This is a genomic window from Roseobacter sp. HKCCA0882 (genome assembly GCF_037805225.1).
Taxonomy (GTDB): Bacteria; Pseudomonadota; Alphaproteobacteria; order Rhodobacterales; family Rhodobacteraceae; genus M30B80.
The window spans coordinates 1,253,770-1,271,777 of the sequence record NZ_JBBLYI010000001.1 but is presented as its reverse complement, the minus strand read 5'-3'; the positions used below and the strand labels follow the sequence as shown (position 1 = coordinate 1,271,777).

Sequence of the window (18,008 nt, the reverse complement as noted above, 5' to 3'; positions counted from 1 at the left end):
ATTACTTTCGCGCGCCCTGTAGGTTAAAATATTAGCCGCCGAAAATCTGATCAGCAGCGATGGTTGCGCCCGCGTTTTCGTTGAACCAACGTGCCGCGCCTGGGTGCCACATCAGAACGCCGTTCTTGTCCCAGTGTTCAGGTAGGGTAGAACGGGCTGCTTTATGGATATCTACCATGCGCTGGTTGTCGGACATTACAACATCCACAACCGCATATACAAAGCTCTCTGGCAGATCACAGTTAGCGATGGAGAAGTTCCACATGGAAACGGAACGGGCAGGTGCTTCCAATGTCGTGTAGGCATCAGCAGAAATATTGAACTGCGATACGGGGAACGCTTCCAGGATTTGGGCCTGTTCTGCTTCTGTGAATTCAATGATGTTGATGTCTGTTTGAACTTCAAGCTGGCTCACCGCTGGTACAGGAACGCCGGCTGCGAAAGCGATCACGTCCAAGAGACCATCCTGCAACTGACTTCCAAGATCTGACCAGCCACCATTGCGGCGCTCAAAGTTTACACCCAACTCTTCCATCATGCGTGGGAAGTAGGTGTCAGACGTCGAACCCGCGGGGCCAAAGCCGATGCGCGCGCCATCAGGGATTTCAGAGATGCTTGTGATGCCCGATGAGGACAACGCAGTCACTGAGAATGGTGTTTGATACATTGGGAACATTGCACAAGCATTGGTCATTTGCAGACCAGGTGCGATTGGGTTGGTGCCTGCCAGCGATTCCGCAGCGGGGCCCATTGTGGTCATGCCGAAGGCTAGCTCGCCTGTGTGTACAAGTGCCATGTTCTGCATTGGACCACCGGTGACTTCGCCGCCGCCAGTCATGCCTAATTCTTCTGCGACGAGGTTCGCCCAGCCAGCACCGTACGCAAAGTAGGTGCCGCCTTGCGATGCAGTGCCGACAGTAAAGCTTTCAGGCCAGCCAGTGCGATCCATATGGCCATCTGCAAAAGCAGCAGAAGCGCAGATCGCACTGCTCATAGCAAGTGCAGTCAATTTGGTGAGTTTCATGTCAAAATTTCTCCCTTAACTCATATCTTGCCAGCTGTTGTTCTTTTTACAGCACAAGCTGGATGCGGGTTTTCACGCCACTATTAAACTTCTGTCAGCTAACGAGGCGAACCGCTGACTGTTATTGTAGGTTAAATGCGATCAAGGCAAGGTAGTTGGCGCTAACAATTTGTATTATCGATAATAATTTTCCATTGGATGGAAATCTTTCTGCTTTCTCCATGGTAAGCCGATTTCAGAGCCCTTGATCCACATTTTTTAAAAGGCCGTAACGTTGTGTTTCCCCTTTTATGTCTCGGCTTTTCCGACTATCGTCTTGGTCAACACCAAGGATAGTTCTCAATGAATCTGATGCCAGCAGGCGCCTCTTGGATTGACCGATTTAAAGGTCTTTCGCGGCTAGAGCCGCGGGTGCGCGATGTTCTGACCGAGCGCGCTACCACGATTTCCATTCGCGAAGGCACTATCATTTTTGGGCCAGGAAAGCGGCCTGAAAACCTTCTTTTACTGCTTGAGGGCACAGTGCGCGTGCAGCAAACATCGGACACAGGGCGCGAGGTGGTTCTTTATCGCGTCAATGCAGGGGAAAGCTGCGTAATGACCTCGGCCTGCCTACTGGCATATGAAGATTATTCAGCCGAAGGCATCGCCGAAACGGCGGTTGAGGCGGTTGCTATCCCGCGGAGTGTTTTTGATGATCTGATCAGCCAATCAGAAAGTTTCCGCACCTTTGTTTTTTCCGCCTATTCGCGGCGCATGACCGATTTGTTCCATGTAATCGAAGAAATTGCGTTTCGCCGCGTAGATATCCGCCTTGCACAGCGGATTTTAGATTTGGCCAAAAATGATCTGATTCAAGCCACCCATCAGCAAATGGCCGCCGAACTTGGCACAGCGCGCGAGGTCATTTCCCGTCAATTGGCCGAATTTCAGCGCCGCGGTTGGATTAGCCTGTCACGAGGGCAGATCAAAATTGAGGCGCGTGGTGACATCGAAAAACTGTCGCGTTCCGAGCATTGAGCACCGGTTGTAATCCACAGCCTTAGAAATTTCTGGCTTATGTGACAACATCACTGTCAGCGCTGGTATGATTGTGTAGATTGATTTTAATCGAACAACGTAACCAGTTTAATCACGCATAAAATAAGGGCGAATCTCTGCTGCCGTGATTTTATGCGCAGGCATATGGACTTAAGATGGAAACCGAATTTACACTACTTCTTTCCACTACTGGCGGAGTTTTAATCGGCCTTTCTGCCGTCCTCTTGATGCTGACCTTGGGTCGCGTCATGGGGGCGACGGGTATTTTGACGGGCGTTTTGGCGCCTGCCAGCCGCAGTGATTTTTCGTGGCGCGCGGCCTTGGTGTTGGGCATGATCACTGGACCTGCGGCACATTTCTTTTTGCGCGGTGAGATGCCCGAGATCAGCGTCCCTGGCTCGATGCCGATGCTCTTGGTCGGTGGCTTTATCGTGGGGCTTGGCGTCACCTTTGGCTCTGGCTGCACATCGGGTCACGGTGTTTGCGGCATGGCGCGACTGTCCAAGCGGTCAATCTCCGCAACTTTGACATTCATGGTAACAACCGCGATCACTGTTTTCGTGATCCGCCACGTGATCGGAGGCTGATCTGATGCGCTATATTTCAACATATATCATCGGCCTGATTTTCGGCCTCGGTATTTCGCTTTCGGGCATGTCAAACCCTGCAAAAGTGATAAATTTCTTTGACGTTGCGGGCAGCTGGGATCCAAGCCTTGCCTTTGTGATGGGCGGCGCTTTAATCGTCACCTTTATCGGGTATCGCTTGGTTCTGCCGCGCCCCTCGGGCCCGATTTTTGAGGGTAAATTTGCCCTGCCATCCGCGACCAAATTGGACGCGCGCCTGTTGGGTGGATCGGCTCTGTTTGGGGTGGGATGGGGCATTGCCGGCTTCTGCCCCGGTGGGGCATTGCCTGCCATCGGTACAGGTCGCCTCGAGGTTTTGGCCTTTGTCGCAGCGATGCTTGTCGGTATTTTCGTGGCCCGCGCCATTATTGCGGCGCGTCCAAACGCCGAACTGGATACAAATGTGACGAGCGCCTGACTGAAACGATCGCCTTCAAGGAGCAAGAAAATGACCACCTTCCCCGTAAATATGAATGTTCGGCCCGAGGTCGAGTCGTTCTTTGACCCTTCGACAAATACAATCTCCTATGTGGTCAAAGATCCCAATTCTAACTCTTGCGCGATTGTCGATAGCGTTATGGATATCGACTACGCGGCAGGCAAGATTTCCTATGAAAACGCGGATGCGATTATTTCCTATGCCAATGAAAAGGGCCTCAAAGTTGAATGGCTGATTGAGACCCATGTTCACGCTGATCACCTGTCGGCGGCGCCTTACATCCAAGAGAAACTTGGTGGGAAAATTGGTATAGGTGAAAACATTATCATTGTTCAGAAAACCTTTGGTAAAATATTTAACGAAGGTACGGAATTTCAGCGCGATGGCAGTCAGTTTGACGCGCTCTTTAAGGATGGGGATGTCTACGAGATTGGGGGCCTGCGTGCCTTTGTAATCTATACACCTGGTCACACGCCCGCTTGCATGACCCATGTGATTGGGAATGCGGCATTTGTGGGCGATACGCTGTTCATGCCTGATGGCGGCTCTGCACGAGCGGATTTCCCAGGTGGGGACGCAGGCACGCTCTATGACAGCATCCAAAAAGTTTTGGCTCTGCCCGATGAGATGCGGCTCTTTATGTGCCACGATTACGGCCCCAATGGCCGCAATATTGAGTGGGAAACCACAGTGGGCGATGAGAAAAAGCACAACATCCACGTGGGCGAGGGCAAGACACGCGAAGAATTTATCAAATTCCGCACCGAGCGTGACGCGCAGCTTGATATGCCGAAATTGATTATTCCCTCATTGCAGGTGAATATGCGTGCAGGTGACATCCCGACAGACAAGGATGGCCGTCCAATGCTCAAGGTGCCTTTGAACTTACTTTGAGTCTCTTGTTATCATAACTTATCAGTCTCCGTTTATTGCCAGGACGAACGACAATGGAAATCAAGACCATCAATGCCGAGATTTCGGTTGCCACGCAAATCAAGCCTGATGATGTGCAGAAATTGGCTGATCAGGGCTTTCGGGCGTTGATCTGCAACCGCCCTGATGGCGAGGCGGCTGACCAGCCGAATTTTTCGGAAATCGAGGTGGCCGCGGAAAAGGTGGGTCTGGAAATTCGCAATCTGCCGATTGTGTCGGGCAAAGTTACCGACCAAGACGCCGCAGATTTTGGCACTGCAATGCAGGAATTGCCGCGTCCCATTTTGGCCTATTGCCGCACGGGCACGCGCTCGGCCACTTTGTGGTCACTATCGCAAGCCAATCGAATGTCCGTTGTTGATATTTTGGCGGCCACCAAGGCGGCGGGCTTTGATATGGGGGGCGTTGTGCGCCGCATTGCCAATGGCGGCAAAACCCCAACGGATCGCGCGGATGCAAGTTATGACATTATCATCGTAGGCGGGGGGGCGGCAGGGCTTGCTGTTGCGGCCTCTCTCAAATCGCGCAAATCATCGCTTGATATTGCTGTGATTGATCCTGCAGATATCCATTACTATCAACCCGGTTGGACAATGGTGGGTGGGGGCATTTTTGAGGCCTCTGACACGGCCAAAACCATGGGCAGCTTGATCCCACGTGGGGTCACATGGATCAAATCCGCCGTTGCGGCCTTTGAACCCAAAGATGATGCCGTGATCCTTGATGGATGTCGGGTGGTTAAATACAAGCGCCTGATCGTGGCACCTGGTTTGAAACTGGCATGGGATCGGGTTGAGGGCTTGGAGGCCACGCTTGGCAAGAATGGCGTGACCTCAAATTATCGTTATGATTTAGCGCCTTACACATGGAACCTCGTCAAGAACATGAAGGAGGGGTGCGCAATCTTTACGCAGCCCCCCATGCCCATCAAATGCGCAGGCGCGCCACAAAAAGCGATGTATCTCTCTGGGGATCATTGGACGCGCGCGGGCGTGCTCAAGGACATCTCGATTGATTTCATGAACGCAGGTGGCGTTTTGTTCGGGGTCAAGGATTACGTCCCCGCGCTTGAGGGCTATGTGCAAAAATACGGCGTCAATCTGAACTTCTTTCACAATCTCAAGGCGATTGATGGGGAGGCGAAAAAGGCGTGGTTCACTGTGGCCAAGCCCGACGCCACGCCCACTGAGGTTGAGGTGGAATTCGACATGATCCATGTCGTTCCGCCGCAGATCGCACCCGATTTCATTCGCGTCTCGCCTTTGGCTGACGCGGCGGGATGGGTCGATGTGGATCAAGCCACGCTGCGTCATAAAACCTATGACAATATCTGGTCATTGGGCGATGTGATGAACGCGCCAAATGCAAAAACCGCCGCGGCGGCGCGGATGCAGGCCCCTGTGGTCGCGCAAAACGTGGTCGATGACATCAATGGCCGCAGCGCCACCGCCCAATATAATGGCTATGGCTCCTGCCCCTTGACGGTTGAGCGTGGCAAAATCGTTTTGGCCGAATTTGGGTATGGTGGGGCGCTGCTGCCCTCCTTCCCGAAACTGTTGATTGACGGCACAAAACCCTCGCGCCTTGCATGGTGGCTGAAGGAAAGCTTCCTGCCGCCTTTCTATTGGAAAGGTATGCTAAAGGGCCGCGAATGGATGGTGAAACCTGAAAAGATCAGCGCAAGCTGAGGCTGAAATTGGTCAGGGCCGCGTCTGGCTCTGACCGCTAAACTGCCACGACACCTAGCGTGCCGCGTGCCAAAACCCTACCGCTAGACGACAGGCAATTGTCCCATGAAGAAGCTCTCCGGTTACCTCCCCGTCCTTGATTGGGGACGGACATATAATTCCCACGCCTTTTCCAATGATATGATTGCAGCAGTGATTGTAACGATCATGCTGATCCCGCAATCGCTGGCTTATGCGCTTTTGGCGGGCTTGCCGCCTGAGGCGGGGATTTATGCCTCGATCGCGCCCATCATTCTTTATGCTATTTTCGGCACAAGCCGCGCTTTGGCGGTGGGGCCTGTGGCAGTTGTGTCCTTGATGACCGCTGCTGCCGTTGGACAGGTCGCCGAGGCGGGCACAATGGGCTATGCCATGGCGGCCTTAAGCCTTGCGATGTTATCGGGCGTAATGCTGCTGTTTTTGGGCATTTTCCGCCTTGGCTTCTTGGCCAATTTCCTCAGCCATCCCGTGATTGCAGGGTTTATCACCGCCTCTGGCATCTTGATTGCGGCAAGCCAGTTCAAACATATCATCGGGGTGCAGGCCAGCGGCCATACATTGGTTGAGATGGTCATTTCCTTGGTCGAGCATCTTGGCCAGATCAATCCGATCACTGTGGTGATTGGTTTGTCGGCAACCGCTTTTCTGTTTTGGGTGCGCAAGGGCCTAAAGCCGCGGCTTTTGGCCATGGGAATGGCGCCGCGCATGGCTGATATTGCGCAAAAAGCGGGGCCTGTTGCGGCCGTCGTTGTGACAACGCTTGCCACTTGGGCCTTTGGGTTGGCGGATCACGGCGTTGCGATTGTGGGGGATGTGCCCCAAAGCCTGCCGCCCTTGACCCTGCCTGATCTGTCGCCAACACTGTTGGGGCAATTGTTTGTGCCCGCGCTGTTGATCTCGATTATTGGGTTTGTTGAATCGATTTCGGTCGCACAGACCCTTGCCGCCAAAAAGCGGCAGCGCATCAATCCCGACCAAGAATTGATTGGCCTTGGTGCGGCCAATTTGGGCGCGGCCTTTACGGGGGGCTATCCTGTGACGGGTGGTTTCGCCCGTTCAGTGGTCAATTTTGATGCAGGGGCTGAAACACCAGCGGCAGGGGCTTATACAGCGGTGGGTTTGGCCATTGCGGCTGTGGCATTGACGCCATTGGTGTTTTTCCTCCCCAAAGCCACGCTTGCGGCCACGATCATTGTCGCGGTGCTGAGCCTTGTCGATTTATCAATTTTGAAAAAAACATGGGGCTATTCCTTTGCCGATTTTGCGGCGGTGGCTGCAACCATTGTGCTGACCTTGGGCTTTGGCGTTGAGACGGGGGTTTCGGCAGGGGTGATTTTGTCCATCCTGCTGCACCTTTACAAAACCTCGCGCCCCCATGTGGCCGAGGTGGGCCTTGTTCCGGGAACACAGCATTTTCGCAATATCAACCGCCACAAGGTTGAGACCGCGGATAGCCTTTTGACCATTCGGATTGACGAGTCGCTTTACTTCGCCAATGCCCGCTTCCTTGAGGATTTGGTGCTGGATCGGGTGGTCGAGGATTGCCCGATCAAGGATGTGGTGCTGATGTGTTCTGCGGTGAACGAGATTGATATGTCCGCGCTAGAAACTCTTGAGGCGTTAAATACGCGCCTCAGTGACATGGGCGTGCGGCTGCATATGTCCGAGGTGAAGGGGCCTGTCACTGACCGCCTCAAGCGCAGCCATTTTCTAGACGAATTGTCAGGCGAATTGTTCCTGTCGCAATATGATGCGTGGGTCAAGCTCTCGGGCAAAGCATGATAGCGTGCTTCAGGGCGGCGGGGGGATTACTCCGCCGCTTGTGCTGGGGTTTTACGCAGACGGATCACGACATCCAATTTGGATATTTCATAGCCCTCAGGCAAATCGGGCAGGGCCGTGAACTTTAACTGGCCCGCAGGCGCATCTTCAAGCTGACCTGTTTCTTCCATGAAGAAATGCGGATGGTCATCAATGCGGGTGTCGAAATAACTGCGCGCGCCATCCACGATAACCTCGCGCATCAGCCCCGCATCGCAAAAGGCCCGCAAGGTGTTATAGACGGTTGCAAGGGACACTGGATCGCCCGCCGCTTGGGTTGCTGCATGCAATCCTTCAGCCGTCACATGGCGATGATGACCATCCCCCACCAGCAAAGTCGCAAGCGAAAGGCGCTGACGGGTCGGGCGGAGGGCCGCCTGTGCCAGCCAGATTGTGCTGCGCTCTAGGGCTTCGGGTGTCATCATTGGTCAATGTCCTGCCAGTTCTGATTTCAATATATCCCCTAAGGCGTAGGTTTTTCAATTCGTTTGTCGAAATTGACGCAGTTGGACGCCAAGTCGTAGGAAAAAACCTTAGGCAAGCTGTCGCAAAATCGTTACCTTTGCTGCGTGCTGCCCTTGCATGGGGTGCAAACGCAATGGTAAGTCGAATAAATACGATCGGACAGGCCGCCCCTCGCGGGTGCTCGGCAAAAATAAGCAGGGGAGGCAGAGCATATGTCGCAATATTCGACACGCTTTGACAGAGATGATCTATTGAAATGCGCGCGCGGCGAATTGTTTGGGCCTGGCAACGCGCAATTGCCGGAGCCCCCGATGCTGATGATGGATCGCATCACCGATATTTCCGAAGATGGCGGCGCACATGGCAAGGGCCATGTGGTTGCGGAATTCGACATCAAGCCAGATCTTTGGTTTTTCGACTGCCATTTTCCCAATAACCCAATCATGCCGGGCTGCCTTGGTCTTGATGGCCTGTGGCAATTGACGGGCTTCAACCTTGGTTGGCGCGGATGGCAGGGGCGCGGATATGCGCTTGGCGTGGGTGAGGTGAAACTGACGGGTATGGTGCGCCCTGATCGCAAAATGCTGACCTATCATGTAGATTTCACCAAAGCCGTGCAAACGCGGCGTCTGACAATGGGTGTCGCCGATGGTCGGGTTGAGGCCGATGGTGAGGTGATTTACCAAGTCAAAGATATGAAAGTCGCCCTTTCAGAAAGCTGATTGGAAGCGGTTCGAATACGCAAGAAGGAGCTTTGAATGCGCCGCGTTGTCGTTACGGGATTGGGCATTGTCTCACCCATCGGGAATAATGCCCAAGAGGTTTCCGCAGCTTTGAAAGCGGGGCAGTCTGGGGTTGAATTCAACCCTGATATGGCCGAGCGCGGGTTTCGAAGCCATGTCTCGGGCACGCTGAAAATTGATGTGACCGAACATGTCGATAAACGCGCTTTGCGCTTTATGGGGCCGGGCGCCGCCTATGCGCATATTGCGATGGCGCAAGCCATTGCGGATGCAGGCCTGTCTGAGGCCGACGTCGTGAATGAACGCACAGGTCTGATCGCAGGCTCAGGCGGGCCATCCACCAGTGCCATGTTGGCTGCGCATCAAACAGTGCTGAATTCGGGCGCAACCAAGCGCATTGGCCCGTTTGCTGTGCCCAAATGCATGTCCTCGACCATCTCGGCAAATCTTTCGACCGCCTATCAGATCAAGGGGATCAATTATTCGATCACTTCGGCCTGTTCGACCAGTTTGCATTGCATCGGGGTCGCAGCTGAACAAATCATGATGGGCAAGCAAGATGTGATGTTTGCAGGTGGCGCGGAAGAATTGGATTGGACCTTGTCCTGTCTCTTTGACGCCATGGGGGCGATGTCCTCAAAATATAATGACACACCCACAAAAGCGAGCCGCGCCTTTGATGCAGACCGTGATGGTTTCGTGATTGCAGGGGGCGGCGGCATCGTTGTGTTGGAAAGTCTCGATCACGCGCTGGCGCGCGGGGCCAAAATCTATGCCGAGGTCACGGGATTTGCCGCAACATCGGATGGGCATGACATGGTTGCCCCATCGGGCGAGGGGGGAGAGCGCGCGATGCGTCTTGCGCTGCAATCCCTGCCTGAGGGGCGCAAGGTCAGCTATATCAACGCGCATGGCACATCCACACCCGTGGGGGATGTGGGCGAGGTTCAGGCGGTGCGCCGCGTCTTCGGCGAGGGCCAGACCCCGCCAATTTCCTCGACCAAATCCATGACGGGCCACAGCCAAGGGGCCACGGGCGCGCAGGAAGCGATCTATTGCTTGCTGATGTTGGATCAAGATTTCATTGCGCCTTCGATCAATGTGGAAACCCTTGATCCCAATTTGCACCCAAGTGAGATTGCCACCACACTTGTTGAGGCGGCAAATCTGGATACGGTGATGACCAATTCATTTGGCTTTGGCGGCACCAATGGCTCGATGCTGTTGTCGCGCTATCGGGGGTAAGGGATTATGGCGGATTTGATGAAGGGTAAGCGCGGCCTGATTATGGGGGTCGCGAATGATCGCTCTATCGCATGGGGCATTGCCCAGGCCATGGCAGATGAGGGCGCAGAGCTTGCCTTTAGCTATCAGGGCGAGGCCTTTGGTAAACGGGTGGAACCGCTTGCCGCATCCGTTGGGTCGGACATTTTGATTGATGTTGATGTGACCAATGATGCCTCGATGGAGGCGGCATTTGCGGCACTCAAAGAGAAATGGGGCACACTCGATTTCGTGGTTCATGCCATCGCTTTTTCGGATAAGTCCGAATTGACGGGGCGGTTTTCCGATACAAGCCGTGCGAATTTCTCGAATTCCTTGGAAATCTCTTGCTACTCGTTCATTGATGTCGCCCGCCGCGCATCGGAATTGATGCCTGAGGGTGGCACATTGTTGACACTGACCTATCAAGGGTCAAACCGCGTGACGCCATTTTACAACGTGATGGGCGTGGCCAAGGCGGCCTTAGAAAGTGCTGTGCGCTACTTGGCCAATGACCTTGGCCCGCAAAATATCCGCGTCAATGCCATCAGCCCAGGCCCAATGAAAACCTTGGCAGGGGCCGCAATTGGAGGCGCGCGGAAAACCTTTAAGACGACCGAGCTGAACGCACCCTTGCGCGCCAATGCCACGCTAGAGGCGGTTGGGGGAACGGCGGTCTACCTCGCCTCTAACTATGGGGCCTGCACCACGGGCGAGATTGTGCGCGTGGATGGTGGCTATCACGTTCTGGGCATGGCGCAGCCTGAGAATTTGTGACGAAGGCTAAAATATGATCGGCTCGGGCGGGTGTTGGGCCGTCCTTCGGCTGATTTCGAGACGCGTTAGAAACAGCGCGCCGCATTAAAAAAACCGCCCCTGCATCTGGGGGCGGTTTTGTTTTTCTCATCAGCCTAAATTAGGCGATTTCGACCAATTCCACGGCAAAGGTCAAATCCTTGCCTGCCAGTGGGTGGTTTGCGTCTAGGGTGACTTCTTCATCGGTGACCGAGGTCACTGTGACGGGGATCGTCTGGCCGTCTGGGGTTTGCACTTGCAGGCCACCACCCACTTCAAGGGGGATTTCAGCAGGGATTTGCGCCCGTGGCACAGCCTGAACCGCCTCGGGGCGGTGGTCGCCATAGGCCTCAGCCGCAGCGATGGTCACCGATTTCTTTTCGCCTTGGCTCATGCCCGTGATGGCCGCGTCTAGACCTGCGATGATCTGACCTGAGCCAAGCGTAAAGCGCAGCGGATCGCGCCCTTCGGAACTGTCAAACTGGCTGCCATCGGCCAAGGTGCCTGTATAATGAATGGCGACTGTATCGCCTGCTTTCGCCTGCGTCATGGCTGTCCTTTCGGATATTTTTGGGGAAATGAATGTCACGGGGCCGCATCTTTGCAGGTGCCCGTATTGGGTTCTGTCTCAACTTAGGCGTTTCTACCCCAGATTGAAACCCCGTTGGTGAATTTTGCGATTGTGCACGGGAAGGCGGCTGATACTCTGACCCCGTAGATGCGCGAGAGGATGGGGGTATCTGATGGGCGAAACGGCCTATGTGACCGCCAAAGATGGGGTGCGCCTTGCCTATGATGACACGGGCGGGGCGGGGGCTGTTCTGCTCTGTCTTGCGGGGCTGACGCGCAATCGCGAGGATTTTGATTTTGTGGTGCGCGATTTTCGCGATCATGCGCGCATCATTCGCCTTGATTTTCGGGGGCGGGGCGGGTCGGATTATGCGGATCCCGCCACCTACACCCCTTTGCAAGAGGCCGAAGATGTCGTGACCCTGCTGGATCATTTGGGACTTGCACAAGCGGCGATATTGGGCACCTCGCGCGGGGGGATTGTGGCGATGATCATGGGGCTTACGGCGCGCGCACGGCTCAGCGGTGTTTGCCTCAACGATATTGGCCCCGAAATTATGCCCGAAGGGTTGTCCGCGATCATGGGTTATATTGGCCGCAGACCCAAGTTTCACAGTTTGGCCGAGGCGGCGGCGGCCATGCCTGATCTGCACCCCAGTTTCCGCAATGTGCCCTCTGAAACATGGGCCGCCCATGTGGCGCGGCTGTGGCGCGAGGATGAGGCAGGACTGCATCTGCGCTATGATCCGCGCCTGCGCGAGGCGGTTGCGCCCGCCTTTGCCGCTGATGCCAAGCCCATTGATCTTTGGCCCTGTTTCGATGCTTTGGCCGCGCTGCCCCTTGCGCTGATCCGTGGAGCAGGGTCAAATATCCTATCGTGGGAGGTGGCCGAAAAAATGCGCGCCCGCAGGCCCGATATGATTTACGCTGACCTACCTGATCGCGGCCATGTTCCCTTTCTCGATGAACCCGCATCACAGGCGGTGATATCCCAATTTCTGAAGGAGATCGCATGAGCGATATCGCGCAAATCCGTGCCGCTGCTGCCCGCGCTAAGGGCCATGTGCGTCAAACCCCGTTCTTATCCGCGCCCGCCCTAGATGACATTGCGGGGCGTAGGGTTTTTGCAAAGGCCGAGGTTTTGCAACTGACAGGCAGTTTTAAGTTTCGCGGGGCCTGGTCTGCCGTCTCAAATTTACCCGCAGCAGAGCGCGCCAAAGGCGTGCTTGCCTTCTCATCGGGCAATCATGCACAAGGTGTGGCCTATGCTGCCGCGCTGCATGGGGTGCAGGCCACCATCATCATGCCCGCCGATGCGCCACAGGCCAAGATCGACAATACGCGCTTTTATGGGGCCGAAGTGATCCTTTATGACCGCAAAGGGGGGGAGGATCGCAATGTGATCGGCGCGCGCCTGCAAGAAGATCGCGGCCTGCCTTTGATCAAACCCTTTGACAATGCCGATGTGATCGCGGGGCAGGGCACCTGCGGGCTTGAGATAGCCGAACAGGCGCGCGAGGCGGGTATTGAGCGGGCCGAGGTTCTGGCCTGTTGCGGTGGCGGCGGGCTTTCTGCGGGCATTGCCTTGGCGCTTGAGGCGGATGCACCACAAATGCGCCTGCGCACTGTCGAGCCTGAAGGGTTTGATGACACGGCCCGCAGTCTGGCTGTGGGCGAGATTTGTCGCAACACGGGGCCAGAAGCAGGGCTTTGTGATGCGATTGTCACCCCTGCGCCAGGGCAGTTGACCTTTCCCATCCTTAACCGCCTGGCAGGGGCGGGGATCGTGGTCAGCGATGACGAGGTGCGCGCTGCCATGCGCGCGGCCTATGCGCATTTGAAACTGGTGGTTGAGCCAGGTGGCGCGGTGGCTTTGGCCGCCGCACTCTATCATGGGGCCAAGTTGGAGGGCGACACGGCCATCGTCACCTTGTCAGGGGGCAATGTTGATCCTGATCTCTTTGCCGATATTTTACGCGGCTGAGGTCGTGATCCCGCGTCCCTTGCTGACGAAGATCACGAGGGACGCCACCATCAGCAGGCTTGACACCAAGAAGGCAGCGCCCGGCAGGTAAAGGTTGGCCCCTTCACGGGTGAACCAGAAAAAGGCTTGGGTCATGACAAGGGGCGAGATGATCATCGACAAGGCGGAGCAAGAAGCAAGCACGCCTTGCAACGCCCCTTGTTGATCTGCCCCTGCCGCGCGGGACATCAGCGCCTGCATCGCGGGGGCCACCACCGCGCCCGCGGATGAGATCGGGATCAACACCCAAACCATCCACGCCTCAGGCGCAAACCCGTAGCCCCACAGCGATAGAATATTCAGTATTAAGCCATATCGCACCGCGCGCGCCTCGCCCAAATAGGACAGGATCGGTCGGATCAATGCGCCCTGTGTAACGGCAATGGCCACACCATAGGCCGCCAATGAGGCCCCAATCAGGCCAGTATCCCATCCAAAGGCGGCTTGGGTGTAATAGGCCCAGATCGTGGGGTAGACGAAATTTGAAATTTGATAGGCCAACATCACGGCCAAAAGCGGGGCGAGATTTGGCAGCGCCCCAATTTCCATGATGCCGCCCAAAGGGTTGGCCCGTGCCCATTTGAAGGGGCGGCGATTTTCGGCCCGTAGCGTTTCGGGTGCTACGAAAATCCCAAAGATCAGGTTTAATCCAGCCAGAAGGGCCGCCGCATAAAACGGCGCGCGCGGATCAAGCCCGCCCAAAATACCGCCCAGAACGGGGCCCAAAATAAACCCCATCCCAAACCCTGCCGAGATCAGGCCAAAATTCTGCGCTCGTTTTTCAGCGGGGGAAATATCGGCCATATAGGCAAGGGCGGTGGCGTGGGTTGCAGCGGCAATGCCTGCAATAATCCGCCCCAAAAGCAGCAACCAAATCGAATTGGCTTGCGACATGATCAGATAATCCACCGTCATCACCAAAAGCGAGATCAGCAAAATAGGGCGGCGGCCAAATCGGTCTGACAGATTGCCAATGATGGGGGAAAAGATGAATTGCATCACCGCATAAGAGGCCGACAAGATGCCGCCCCAAATTGCGGCATCAGAGAGGGTGATCCCCTGCACCTCCTCAATAAGGTCTGGCATGACAGGTAAGATCAGCCCGATACCCATGGCATCAAGCGTCACTGTGATCATAATAAAGATGAGCGACAGGCGCATTGTCATAGACCCCTCATGTGAGGAGGAATGCGACTTGTCAAGCTAGGTTGACAGATGGCCTGTGGCCGCGATGAAGTCTGTGATCAAGGCTGCATAATCTTCGGGCGCCTCGATAGGTGGCAAATGCCCTGCATTGCGCATCAATTCAAACCGCGCGCCGTGGATCAGATCCGCCATCTCGCGCATCAGATCGGGCGGGGTTGATCCATCTTCGGCCCCCGCAATGACAAGGGTCTGGAGGCGCAAAGCGGCAGTGGTGGTGTAAAAATCACTGCCTGATATGGCCTCGGCCCCCGCGAGATAGCCTGTTAGGGAGACATTTTTCAGGTCTTCCTCAAAGGCTGTGTGTCCCCCTTTGGCGCGAAAGGCGCGGGTGAACCAACGCTCCATCAAGGCGGGGGCTGCGGCCGCCACGCCGCCCTTGGCGATTGTGGCAATGCGGGACTGCCACATCTCGCGCGTGCCGATTTTGGTGGCTGTATTCGACAGGATAAGTGCGCGAATGAGGTCAAGCCGCTTTGCCGCCAATCCTTGCGCTACCATTCCCCCAAGAGACAGACCCAAGAACATCACCTCAGAAAGCCCCAATTCATCCAATAATGCCTCAGCATCGCGGATCAGCATCCCCATGGAATAGGGGCCGTCTGGAATATCGCTCTGGCCATGGCCGCGCATATCATAGGCGATGATCTGCAAACCTTCGGGCAAATGCGGAATCACCCCATCCCAAAGCCGCGTGCTGCACCCCAAGCCGTGACATAGCACAAGCGCGGGGGCCTGATCGCTGCCCCATCGCTCAACATGATGGCGCACCCCGTTCAGGGTCAAATCGAAGGCGGTGTTATCTTTCGCGTTCATGGTTATAGCGCAATTTGGCGATTTGTTCATTGGCTTCGGCCTTTTGTTGCCGATGCAAATCTTCTTCGACATAGGTCAGATGGTGGCGGATGGCGGCCCGCGCCGCCTCGCCATCGCGGGCTTGGATCGCATCATTGATCGCGCGGTGATGATCGAGCAGCAAATCGCGCGTTGTGCGTTGCTTGAACATGACTGAGCGGTTGTAAAACACACCTTCGCGCAGCAGATCAAACATAGAGCGCATCATATGGAGCATGATGACATTGTGACTGGCTTCGATGATCGCCATATGAAATTGCGCATCAAGATCAGCCTCATCCGCAGGGTTGCGCTTGGAATGGGCAGCTTCCATTTTGCGAAATACGGTGTCGATCACTTTGAGGTCAGTGTCCGAGGCAAATTGTGCGGCGCGTTCTGCGGCCAAAGCCTCCATATCTCGGCGGAAGGCCACATAGTCAAACACCGCCTCTGGGTGGCTGCCAAACAGTCGGATCAGGGCAGGTGAGAACGCAGACCCCAAGACATCGGCGACATAAATCCCTGCGCCTGCGCGGGTTGCCAGAAGGCCGCGATCTTGCAAATCGGCAATCGCTTCGCGCAGCGAGGGGCGCGAAACCCCAAGCCGCTCTGACAATTCCCGCTCAGATGGCAGCCGTTCACCAGGGCGCAATATGCCGCGCAAAATCAGCATTTCGATCTGGCGCTGCACAGAATGCGACAGTTTTTCGGCTTCGATCCGTTGAAATGGCATCCGCGCGCCCCTCCCTGATTGGTCAATTTATATGACCAGACAGGGCGCGGGGCAAGGAATTAGCGCCTCATTGGGTGCCGGGGCGAATAAAGATTTCCACGCGGCGGTTTTGCTGCCGTCCCTCAGGGGTCAGGTTCGAGGCGACAGGTTCAGTTTCCCCACGGCCAAAACTGCGCACGCGCCAAGGGGCAACCCCCTCTTCAAGCAAGACACCCGCAACCGCGCTCGCGCGGCGCGAGGACAGATCCATATTATAGCCAGACGACCCCGTATTATCGGTGTGACCGATCACATCAACAGTCGTGTCAGGATAGGTTTGAAGGTTCTGCGCCAAGGCCCGCAAATCCGATTGCAGCATGGCCCGAATGGCGGCGCTGTCCGTGTCGAACAAGATGCCCTCGGGCAAGGTGACAATCAATTCGTCACCTGTGTTCTGGATCATGATGTTTTCATTATCCATCTGCGCCCGCAGATCAGCCGCTTGGCGATCTAGCATTGACCCAATCCCTGCACCAATTGCAGCCCCCGCTGCCGCACCGATCACGGTATCGCGGCGGCTGTTTTCTCCGTCACGGGTCGCGCCCAGAAAGCCGCCCAACATCGCGCCTACAATCGCCCCGTCACGGGTGCGGTTGGCGTTTGGATCAGCGGCGGTGCTTTGGACACAGCCACTCAACACAAGGGCAATCGCGCTCAATGCGCCCAGAGATTTCACGCGCAGGCCTGCAGTCTGTTGCGCCATGGAACACCTTCTTTCTTGGTTATTTGCTCGTGCGTCCATCATAGCTTTGCGCCGCAGCAAAAGAAAGCGGGCAAGCTTGCAATCGGCAAAGCCTCGCGCAGACGTGAGAGGCGCGTGAGCTTTAGCCTTGCGCCTCAAAAGCGGCGGTTTCCCATGCCAACATCGCGCGTTTGACGGGCAGGCCCCAATGATAGCCCCCCATCTCGCCCGATTTGCGCAAGGCGCGATGGCAGGGAATAAGCAGCGAGATGGGATTGCGCCCCACCGCCGTTCCAACCGCCCTGACCGCCTTTGGCGCGCCAATGGCCCCTGCAATTTCGGAATAGGTGGTGACATGGCCTGCGGGCACATTCATCAGCGCCTCCCAAACCTTGATCTGAAACGGGGCGCCTATTAGGTGCAAAGACGCCTCGCCCTTGGCGCTTAGGGCGGCATTGGCCCATGGGGCGATGGCCGCTTGGTCGTGCTGCAAATCGGCTTTGGGCCAACGTCTTGCCATATCCGCCAAACAGGCCGCTTCCCCCATCTCAGCGGCAAAGCCAAGCCCGCAAATCCCGCGATCTGATGCAACGATCAAAGCGGGGCCAAAGGTGCTGTCAAACCATCCGTAGCGCAGGGTCAGGCCCGCGCCGCCTTTGGCATAGTCACCGGGGGCCATGGCCTCCCATCGCAGGAATAAGTCATAAAGCCTGCCCGTGCCAGAAAGCCCCGTCAGCACAGCTGTTTCAAGCGTGCTGTGGCGCGTGGTCAAAAGCGATTTCGCATGGCCAAGCGTCAGGAATTGCGCATAGCGTTTGGGTGAGATGCCTGCATAGCGCGAAAAGACCCGCTGCAAATGCGCAGGGCTTAGCCCGATTTTAGCGGCCAGATGGTCAAGGTTACTGGCCACAGCAGGGTTTTCATCAATCAGGGCGATGGCGCGGGCAATGACGCCAAAGTGATACTCGGTTTCACTGTCGGTGGTCTTCATCGCGTGGCTTCGTCCCTATGTGCTCTGATGTGCCTACACTAAACTTACGCGAGGCT

Annotated in this window: 19 protein-coding genes; 11 read left to right on the top strand and 8 right to left on the bottom strand. The window is 55.9% G+C overall.

Features of this window, described 5'->3' with window-relative positions:
- Positions 1-31: 31 nt before the first annotated feature.
- Entirely contained in the window at positions 32-1,024 is a 993-nt protein-coding gene (locus AAC622_RS06520; RefSeq protein ID WP_340260970.1) for a TAXI family TRAP transporter solute-binding subunit, read from the bottom strand.
- 342 nt (positions 1,025-1,366) lie between these two features.
- Between AAC622_RS06520 and AAC622_RS06515 the strand changes: the two genes are divergently transcribed.
- The 6 genes from AAC622_RS06515 to AAC622_RS06490 all read left to right on the top strand — a co-directional run bounded on the left by AAC622_RS06515 (position 1,367) and on the right by AAC622_RS06490 (position 7,572).
- The gene (locus AAC622_RS06515; RefSeq protein ID WP_340260969.1) at positions 1,367-2,044 is read left to right on the top strand and encodes a Crp/Fnr family transcriptional regulator; all 678 of its coding nucleotides are present in this window, start codon (positions 1,367-1,369) and stop codon (positions 2,042-2,044) included.
- Positions 2,045-2,220: 176 nt separating this feature from the next.
- Positions 2,221-2,652, top strand: a complete 432-nt coding sequence (locus AAC622_RS06510; protein WP_340260967.1) for a YeeE/YedE family protein — start codon at positions 2,221-2,223, stop codon at positions 2,650-2,652.
- Positions 2,653-2,656: 4 nt separating this feature from the next.
- Positions 2,657-3,109, top strand: coding sequence for a DUF6691 family protein (locus AAC622_RS06505; protein WP_340260965.1), 453 nt, complete (start codon positions 2,657-2,659; stop codon positions 3,107-3,109).
- A 30-nt stretch (positions 3,110-3,139) separates the two neighbouring features.
- Positions 3,140-4,024, top strand: coding sequence for an MBL fold metallo-hydrolase (locus AAC622_RS06500; protein WP_340260964.1), 885 nt, complete (start codon positions 3,140-3,142; stop codon positions 4,022-4,024).
- Positions 4,025-4,077: 53 nt separating this feature from the next.
- Entirely contained in the window at positions 4,078-5,751 is a 1,674-nt protein-coding gene (locus tag AAC622_RS06495) for a TIGR01244 family sulfur transferase (protein WP_340260962.1), read from the top strand.
- A 105-nt stretch (positions 5,752-5,856) separates the two neighbouring features.
- Complete coding sequence (locus AAC622_RS06490) at positions 5,857-7,572, top strand: SulP family inorganic anion transporter (RefSeq protein WP_340260961.1); 1,716 nt, start codon at positions 5,857-5,859, stop codon at positions 7,570-7,572.
- Between the two features lie 26 nt (positions 7,573-7,598).
- Here AAC622_RS06490 and irrA read toward each other — a convergent pair whose 3' ends face one another.
- Positions 7,599-8,033: an iron response transcriptional regulator IrrA gene (gene irrA / locus AAC622_RS06485; RefSeq protein WP_340261475.1), complete on the bottom strand. Its 435-nt coding sequence runs from the start codon at positions 8,031-8,033 to the stop codon at positions 7,599-7,601.
- A 255-nt stretch (positions 8,034-8,288) separates the two neighbouring features.
- Here irrA and fabA point away from each other — a divergent pair, with 255 nt between their 5' ends.
- The 3 genes from fabA to AAC622_RS06470 are packed head-to-tail and all read left to right on the top strand — an operon-like array spanning position 8,289 to position 10,859.
- Positions 8,289-8,798: a bifunctional 3-hydroxydecanoyl-ACP dehydratase/trans-2-decenoyl-ACP isomerase gene (gene fabA, locus AAC622_RS06480; protein WP_340260959.1), complete on the top strand. Its 510-nt coding sequence runs from the start codon at positions 8,289-8,291 to the stop codon at positions 8,796-8,798.
- A gap of 36 nt (positions 8,799-8,834) precedes the next feature.
- Positions 8,835-10,064 carry a beta-ketoacyl-ACP synthase I gene (gene fabB, locus AAC622_RS06475; protein WP_340260958.1) on the top strand — a complete coding sequence of 410 codons (1,230 nt, stop codon included), beginning with the start codon at positions 8,835-8,837 and terminating at the stop codon, positions 10,062-10,064.
- A 6-nt stretch (positions 10,065-10,070) separates the two neighbouring features.
- Entirely contained in the window at positions 10,071-10,859 is a 789-nt protein-coding gene (locus tag AAC622_RS06470; protein ID WP_340260956.1) for an enoyl-ACP reductase FabI, read from the top strand.
- Between the two features lie 139 nt (positions 10,860-10,998).
- Here AAC622_RS06470 and AAC622_RS06465 read toward each other — a convergent pair whose 3' ends face one another.
- Positions 10,999-11,427 (bottom strand): FKBP-type peptidyl-prolyl cis-trans isomerase, encoded by a 429-nt coding sequence (locus AAC622_RS06465; RefSeq protein ID WP_317654331.1) that lies wholly within the window; start codon positions 11,425-11,427, stop codon positions 10,999-11,001.
- Between the two features lie 193 nt (positions 11,428-11,620).
- Here AAC622_RS06465 and AAC622_RS06460 point away from each other — a divergent pair, with 193 nt between their 5' ends.
- Together AAC622_RS06460 and AAC622_RS06455 are read left to right on the top strand one after the other, a co-directional pair.
- Positions 11,621-12,463, top strand: coding sequence for an alpha/beta fold hydrolase (locus tag AAC622_RS06460; RefSeq protein WP_340260954.1), 843 nt, complete (start codon positions 11,621-11,623; stop codon positions 12,461-12,463).
- Positions 12,460-13,431: a threonine ammonia-lyase gene (locus tag AAC622_RS06455; RefSeq protein ID WP_340260953.1), complete on the top strand. Its 972-nt coding sequence runs from the start codon at positions 12,460-12,462 to the stop codon at positions 13,429-13,431. Before AAC622_RS06460 ends, AAC622_RS06455 begins: the two co-directional genes overlap by 4 nt.
- On the opposite strand, the gene AAC622_RS06450 is transcribed toward AAC622_RS06455, so the two are convergent.
- From AAC622_RS06450 to AAC622_RS06430, 5 genes are all read right to left on the bottom strand, one after another.
- Entirely contained in the window at positions 13,420-14,637 is a 1,218-nt protein-coding gene (locus AAC622_RS06450) for a TCR/Tet family MFS transporter (RefSeq protein ID WP_340260952.1), read from the bottom strand. The genes AAC622_RS06455 and AAC622_RS06450 overlap by 12 nt on opposite strands.
- 36 nt (positions 14,638-14,673) lie before the next feature.
- A complete protein-coding gene (pcaD, locus tag AAC622_RS06445; protein ID WP_340260951.1) occupies positions 14,674-15,489 on the bottom strand; it encodes a 3-oxoadipate enol-lactonase in 816 nt (271 codons plus the stop codon).
- On the bottom strand, positions 15,473-16,240 hold the full coding sequence (locus AAC622_RS06440) for a FadR/GntR family transcriptional regulator (RefSeq protein ID WP_340260949.1): 768 nt from the start codon (positions 16,238-16,240) through the stop codon (positions 15,473-15,475). The genes pcaD and AAC622_RS06440 overlap by 17 nt, the downstream gene beginning before the upstream one ends.
- A 67-nt stretch (positions 16,241-16,307) precedes the next feature.
- Positions 16,308-16,982, bottom strand: a complete 675-nt coding sequence (locus tag AAC622_RS06435) for an OmpA family protein (RefSeq protein ID WP_340260948.1) — start codon at positions 16,980-16,982, stop codon at positions 16,308-16,310.
- Between the two features lie 121 nt (positions 16,983-17,103).
- Entirely contained in the window at positions 17,104-17,952 is an 849-nt protein-coding gene (locus AAC622_RS06430; protein WP_340260947.1) for a methylated-DNA--[protein]-cysteine S-methyltransferase, read from the bottom strand.
- Between the last annotated feature and the right edge of the window lie 56 nt (positions 17,953-18,008).

Coding starts and splice junctions, on each gene's coding strand:
- AAC622_RS06515 (WP_340260969.1), top strand. CDS start 1,367: ATGAATCTGATGCCAGCAGGCGCCTCTTGGATTGACCGATTTAAAGGT.
- AAC622_RS06440 (WP_340260949.1), bottom strand. CDS start 16,240: ATGCCATTTCAACGGATCGAAGCCGAAAAACTGTCGCATTCTGTGCAG.
- AAC622_RS06500 (WP_340260964.1), top strand. CDS start 3,140: ATGACCACCTTCCCCGTAAATATGAATGTTCGGCCCGAGGTCGAGTCG.
- AAC622_RS06495 (WP_340260962.1), top strand. CDS start 4,078: ATGGAAATCAAGACCATCAATGCCGAGATTTCGGTTGCCACGCAAATC.
- irrA (WP_340261475.1), bottom strand. CDS start 8,033: ATGACACCCGAAGCCCTAGAGCGCAGCACAATCTGGCTGGCACAGGCG.
- AAC622_RS06455 (WP_340260953.1), top strand. CDS start 12,460: ATGAGCGATATCGCGCAAATCCGTGCCGCTGCTGCCCGCGCTAAGGGC.
- AAC622_RS06490 (WP_340260961.1), top strand. CDS start 5,857: ATGAAGAAGCTCTCCGGTTACCTCCCCGTCCTTGATTGGGGACGGACA.
- AAC622_RS06520 (WP_340260970.1), bottom strand. CDS start 1,024: ATGAAACTCACCAAATTGACTGCACTTGCTATGAGCAGTGCGATCTGC.
- AAC622_RS06470 (WP_340260956.1), top strand. CDS start 10,071: ATGGCGGATTTGATGAAGGGTAAGCGCGGCCTGATTATGGGGGTCGCG.
- AAC622_RS06510 (WP_340260967.1), top strand. CDS start 2,221: ATGGAAACCGAATTTACACTACTTCTTTCCACTACTGGCGGAGTTTTA.
- AAC622_RS06450 (WP_340260952.1), bottom strand. CDS start 14,637: ATGACAATGCGCCTGTCGCTCATCTTTATTATGATCACAGTGACGCTT.
- AAC622_RS06505 (WP_340260965.1), top strand. CDS start 2,657: ATGCGCTATATTTCAACATATATCATCGGCCTGATTTTCGGCCTCGGT.
- AAC622_RS06465 (WP_317654331.1), bottom strand. CDS start 11,427: ATGACGCAGGCGAAAGCAGGCGATACAGTCGCCATTCATTATACAGGC.
- pcaD (WP_340260951.1), bottom strand. CDS start 15,489: ATGAACGCGAAAGATAACACCGCCTTCGATTTGACCCTGAACGGGGTG.
- AAC622_RS06460 (WP_340260954.1), top strand. CDS start 11,621: ATGGGCGAAACGGCCTATGTGACCGCCAAAGATGGGGTGCGCCTTGCC.
- AAC622_RS06430 (WP_340260947.1), bottom strand. CDS start 17,952: ATGAAGACCACCGACAGTGAAACCGAGTATCACTTTGGCGTCATTGCC.
- fabB (WP_340260958.1), top strand. CDS start 8,835: ATGCGCCGCGTTGTCGTTACGGGATTGGGCATTGTCTCACCCATCGGG.
- AAC622_RS06435 (WP_340260948.1), bottom strand. CDS start 16,982: ATGGCGCAACAGACTGCAGGCCTGCGCGTGAAATCTCTGGGCGCATTG.
- fabA (WP_340260959.1), top strand. CDS start 8,289: ATGTCGCAATATTCGACACGCTTTGACAGAGATGATCTATTGAAATGC.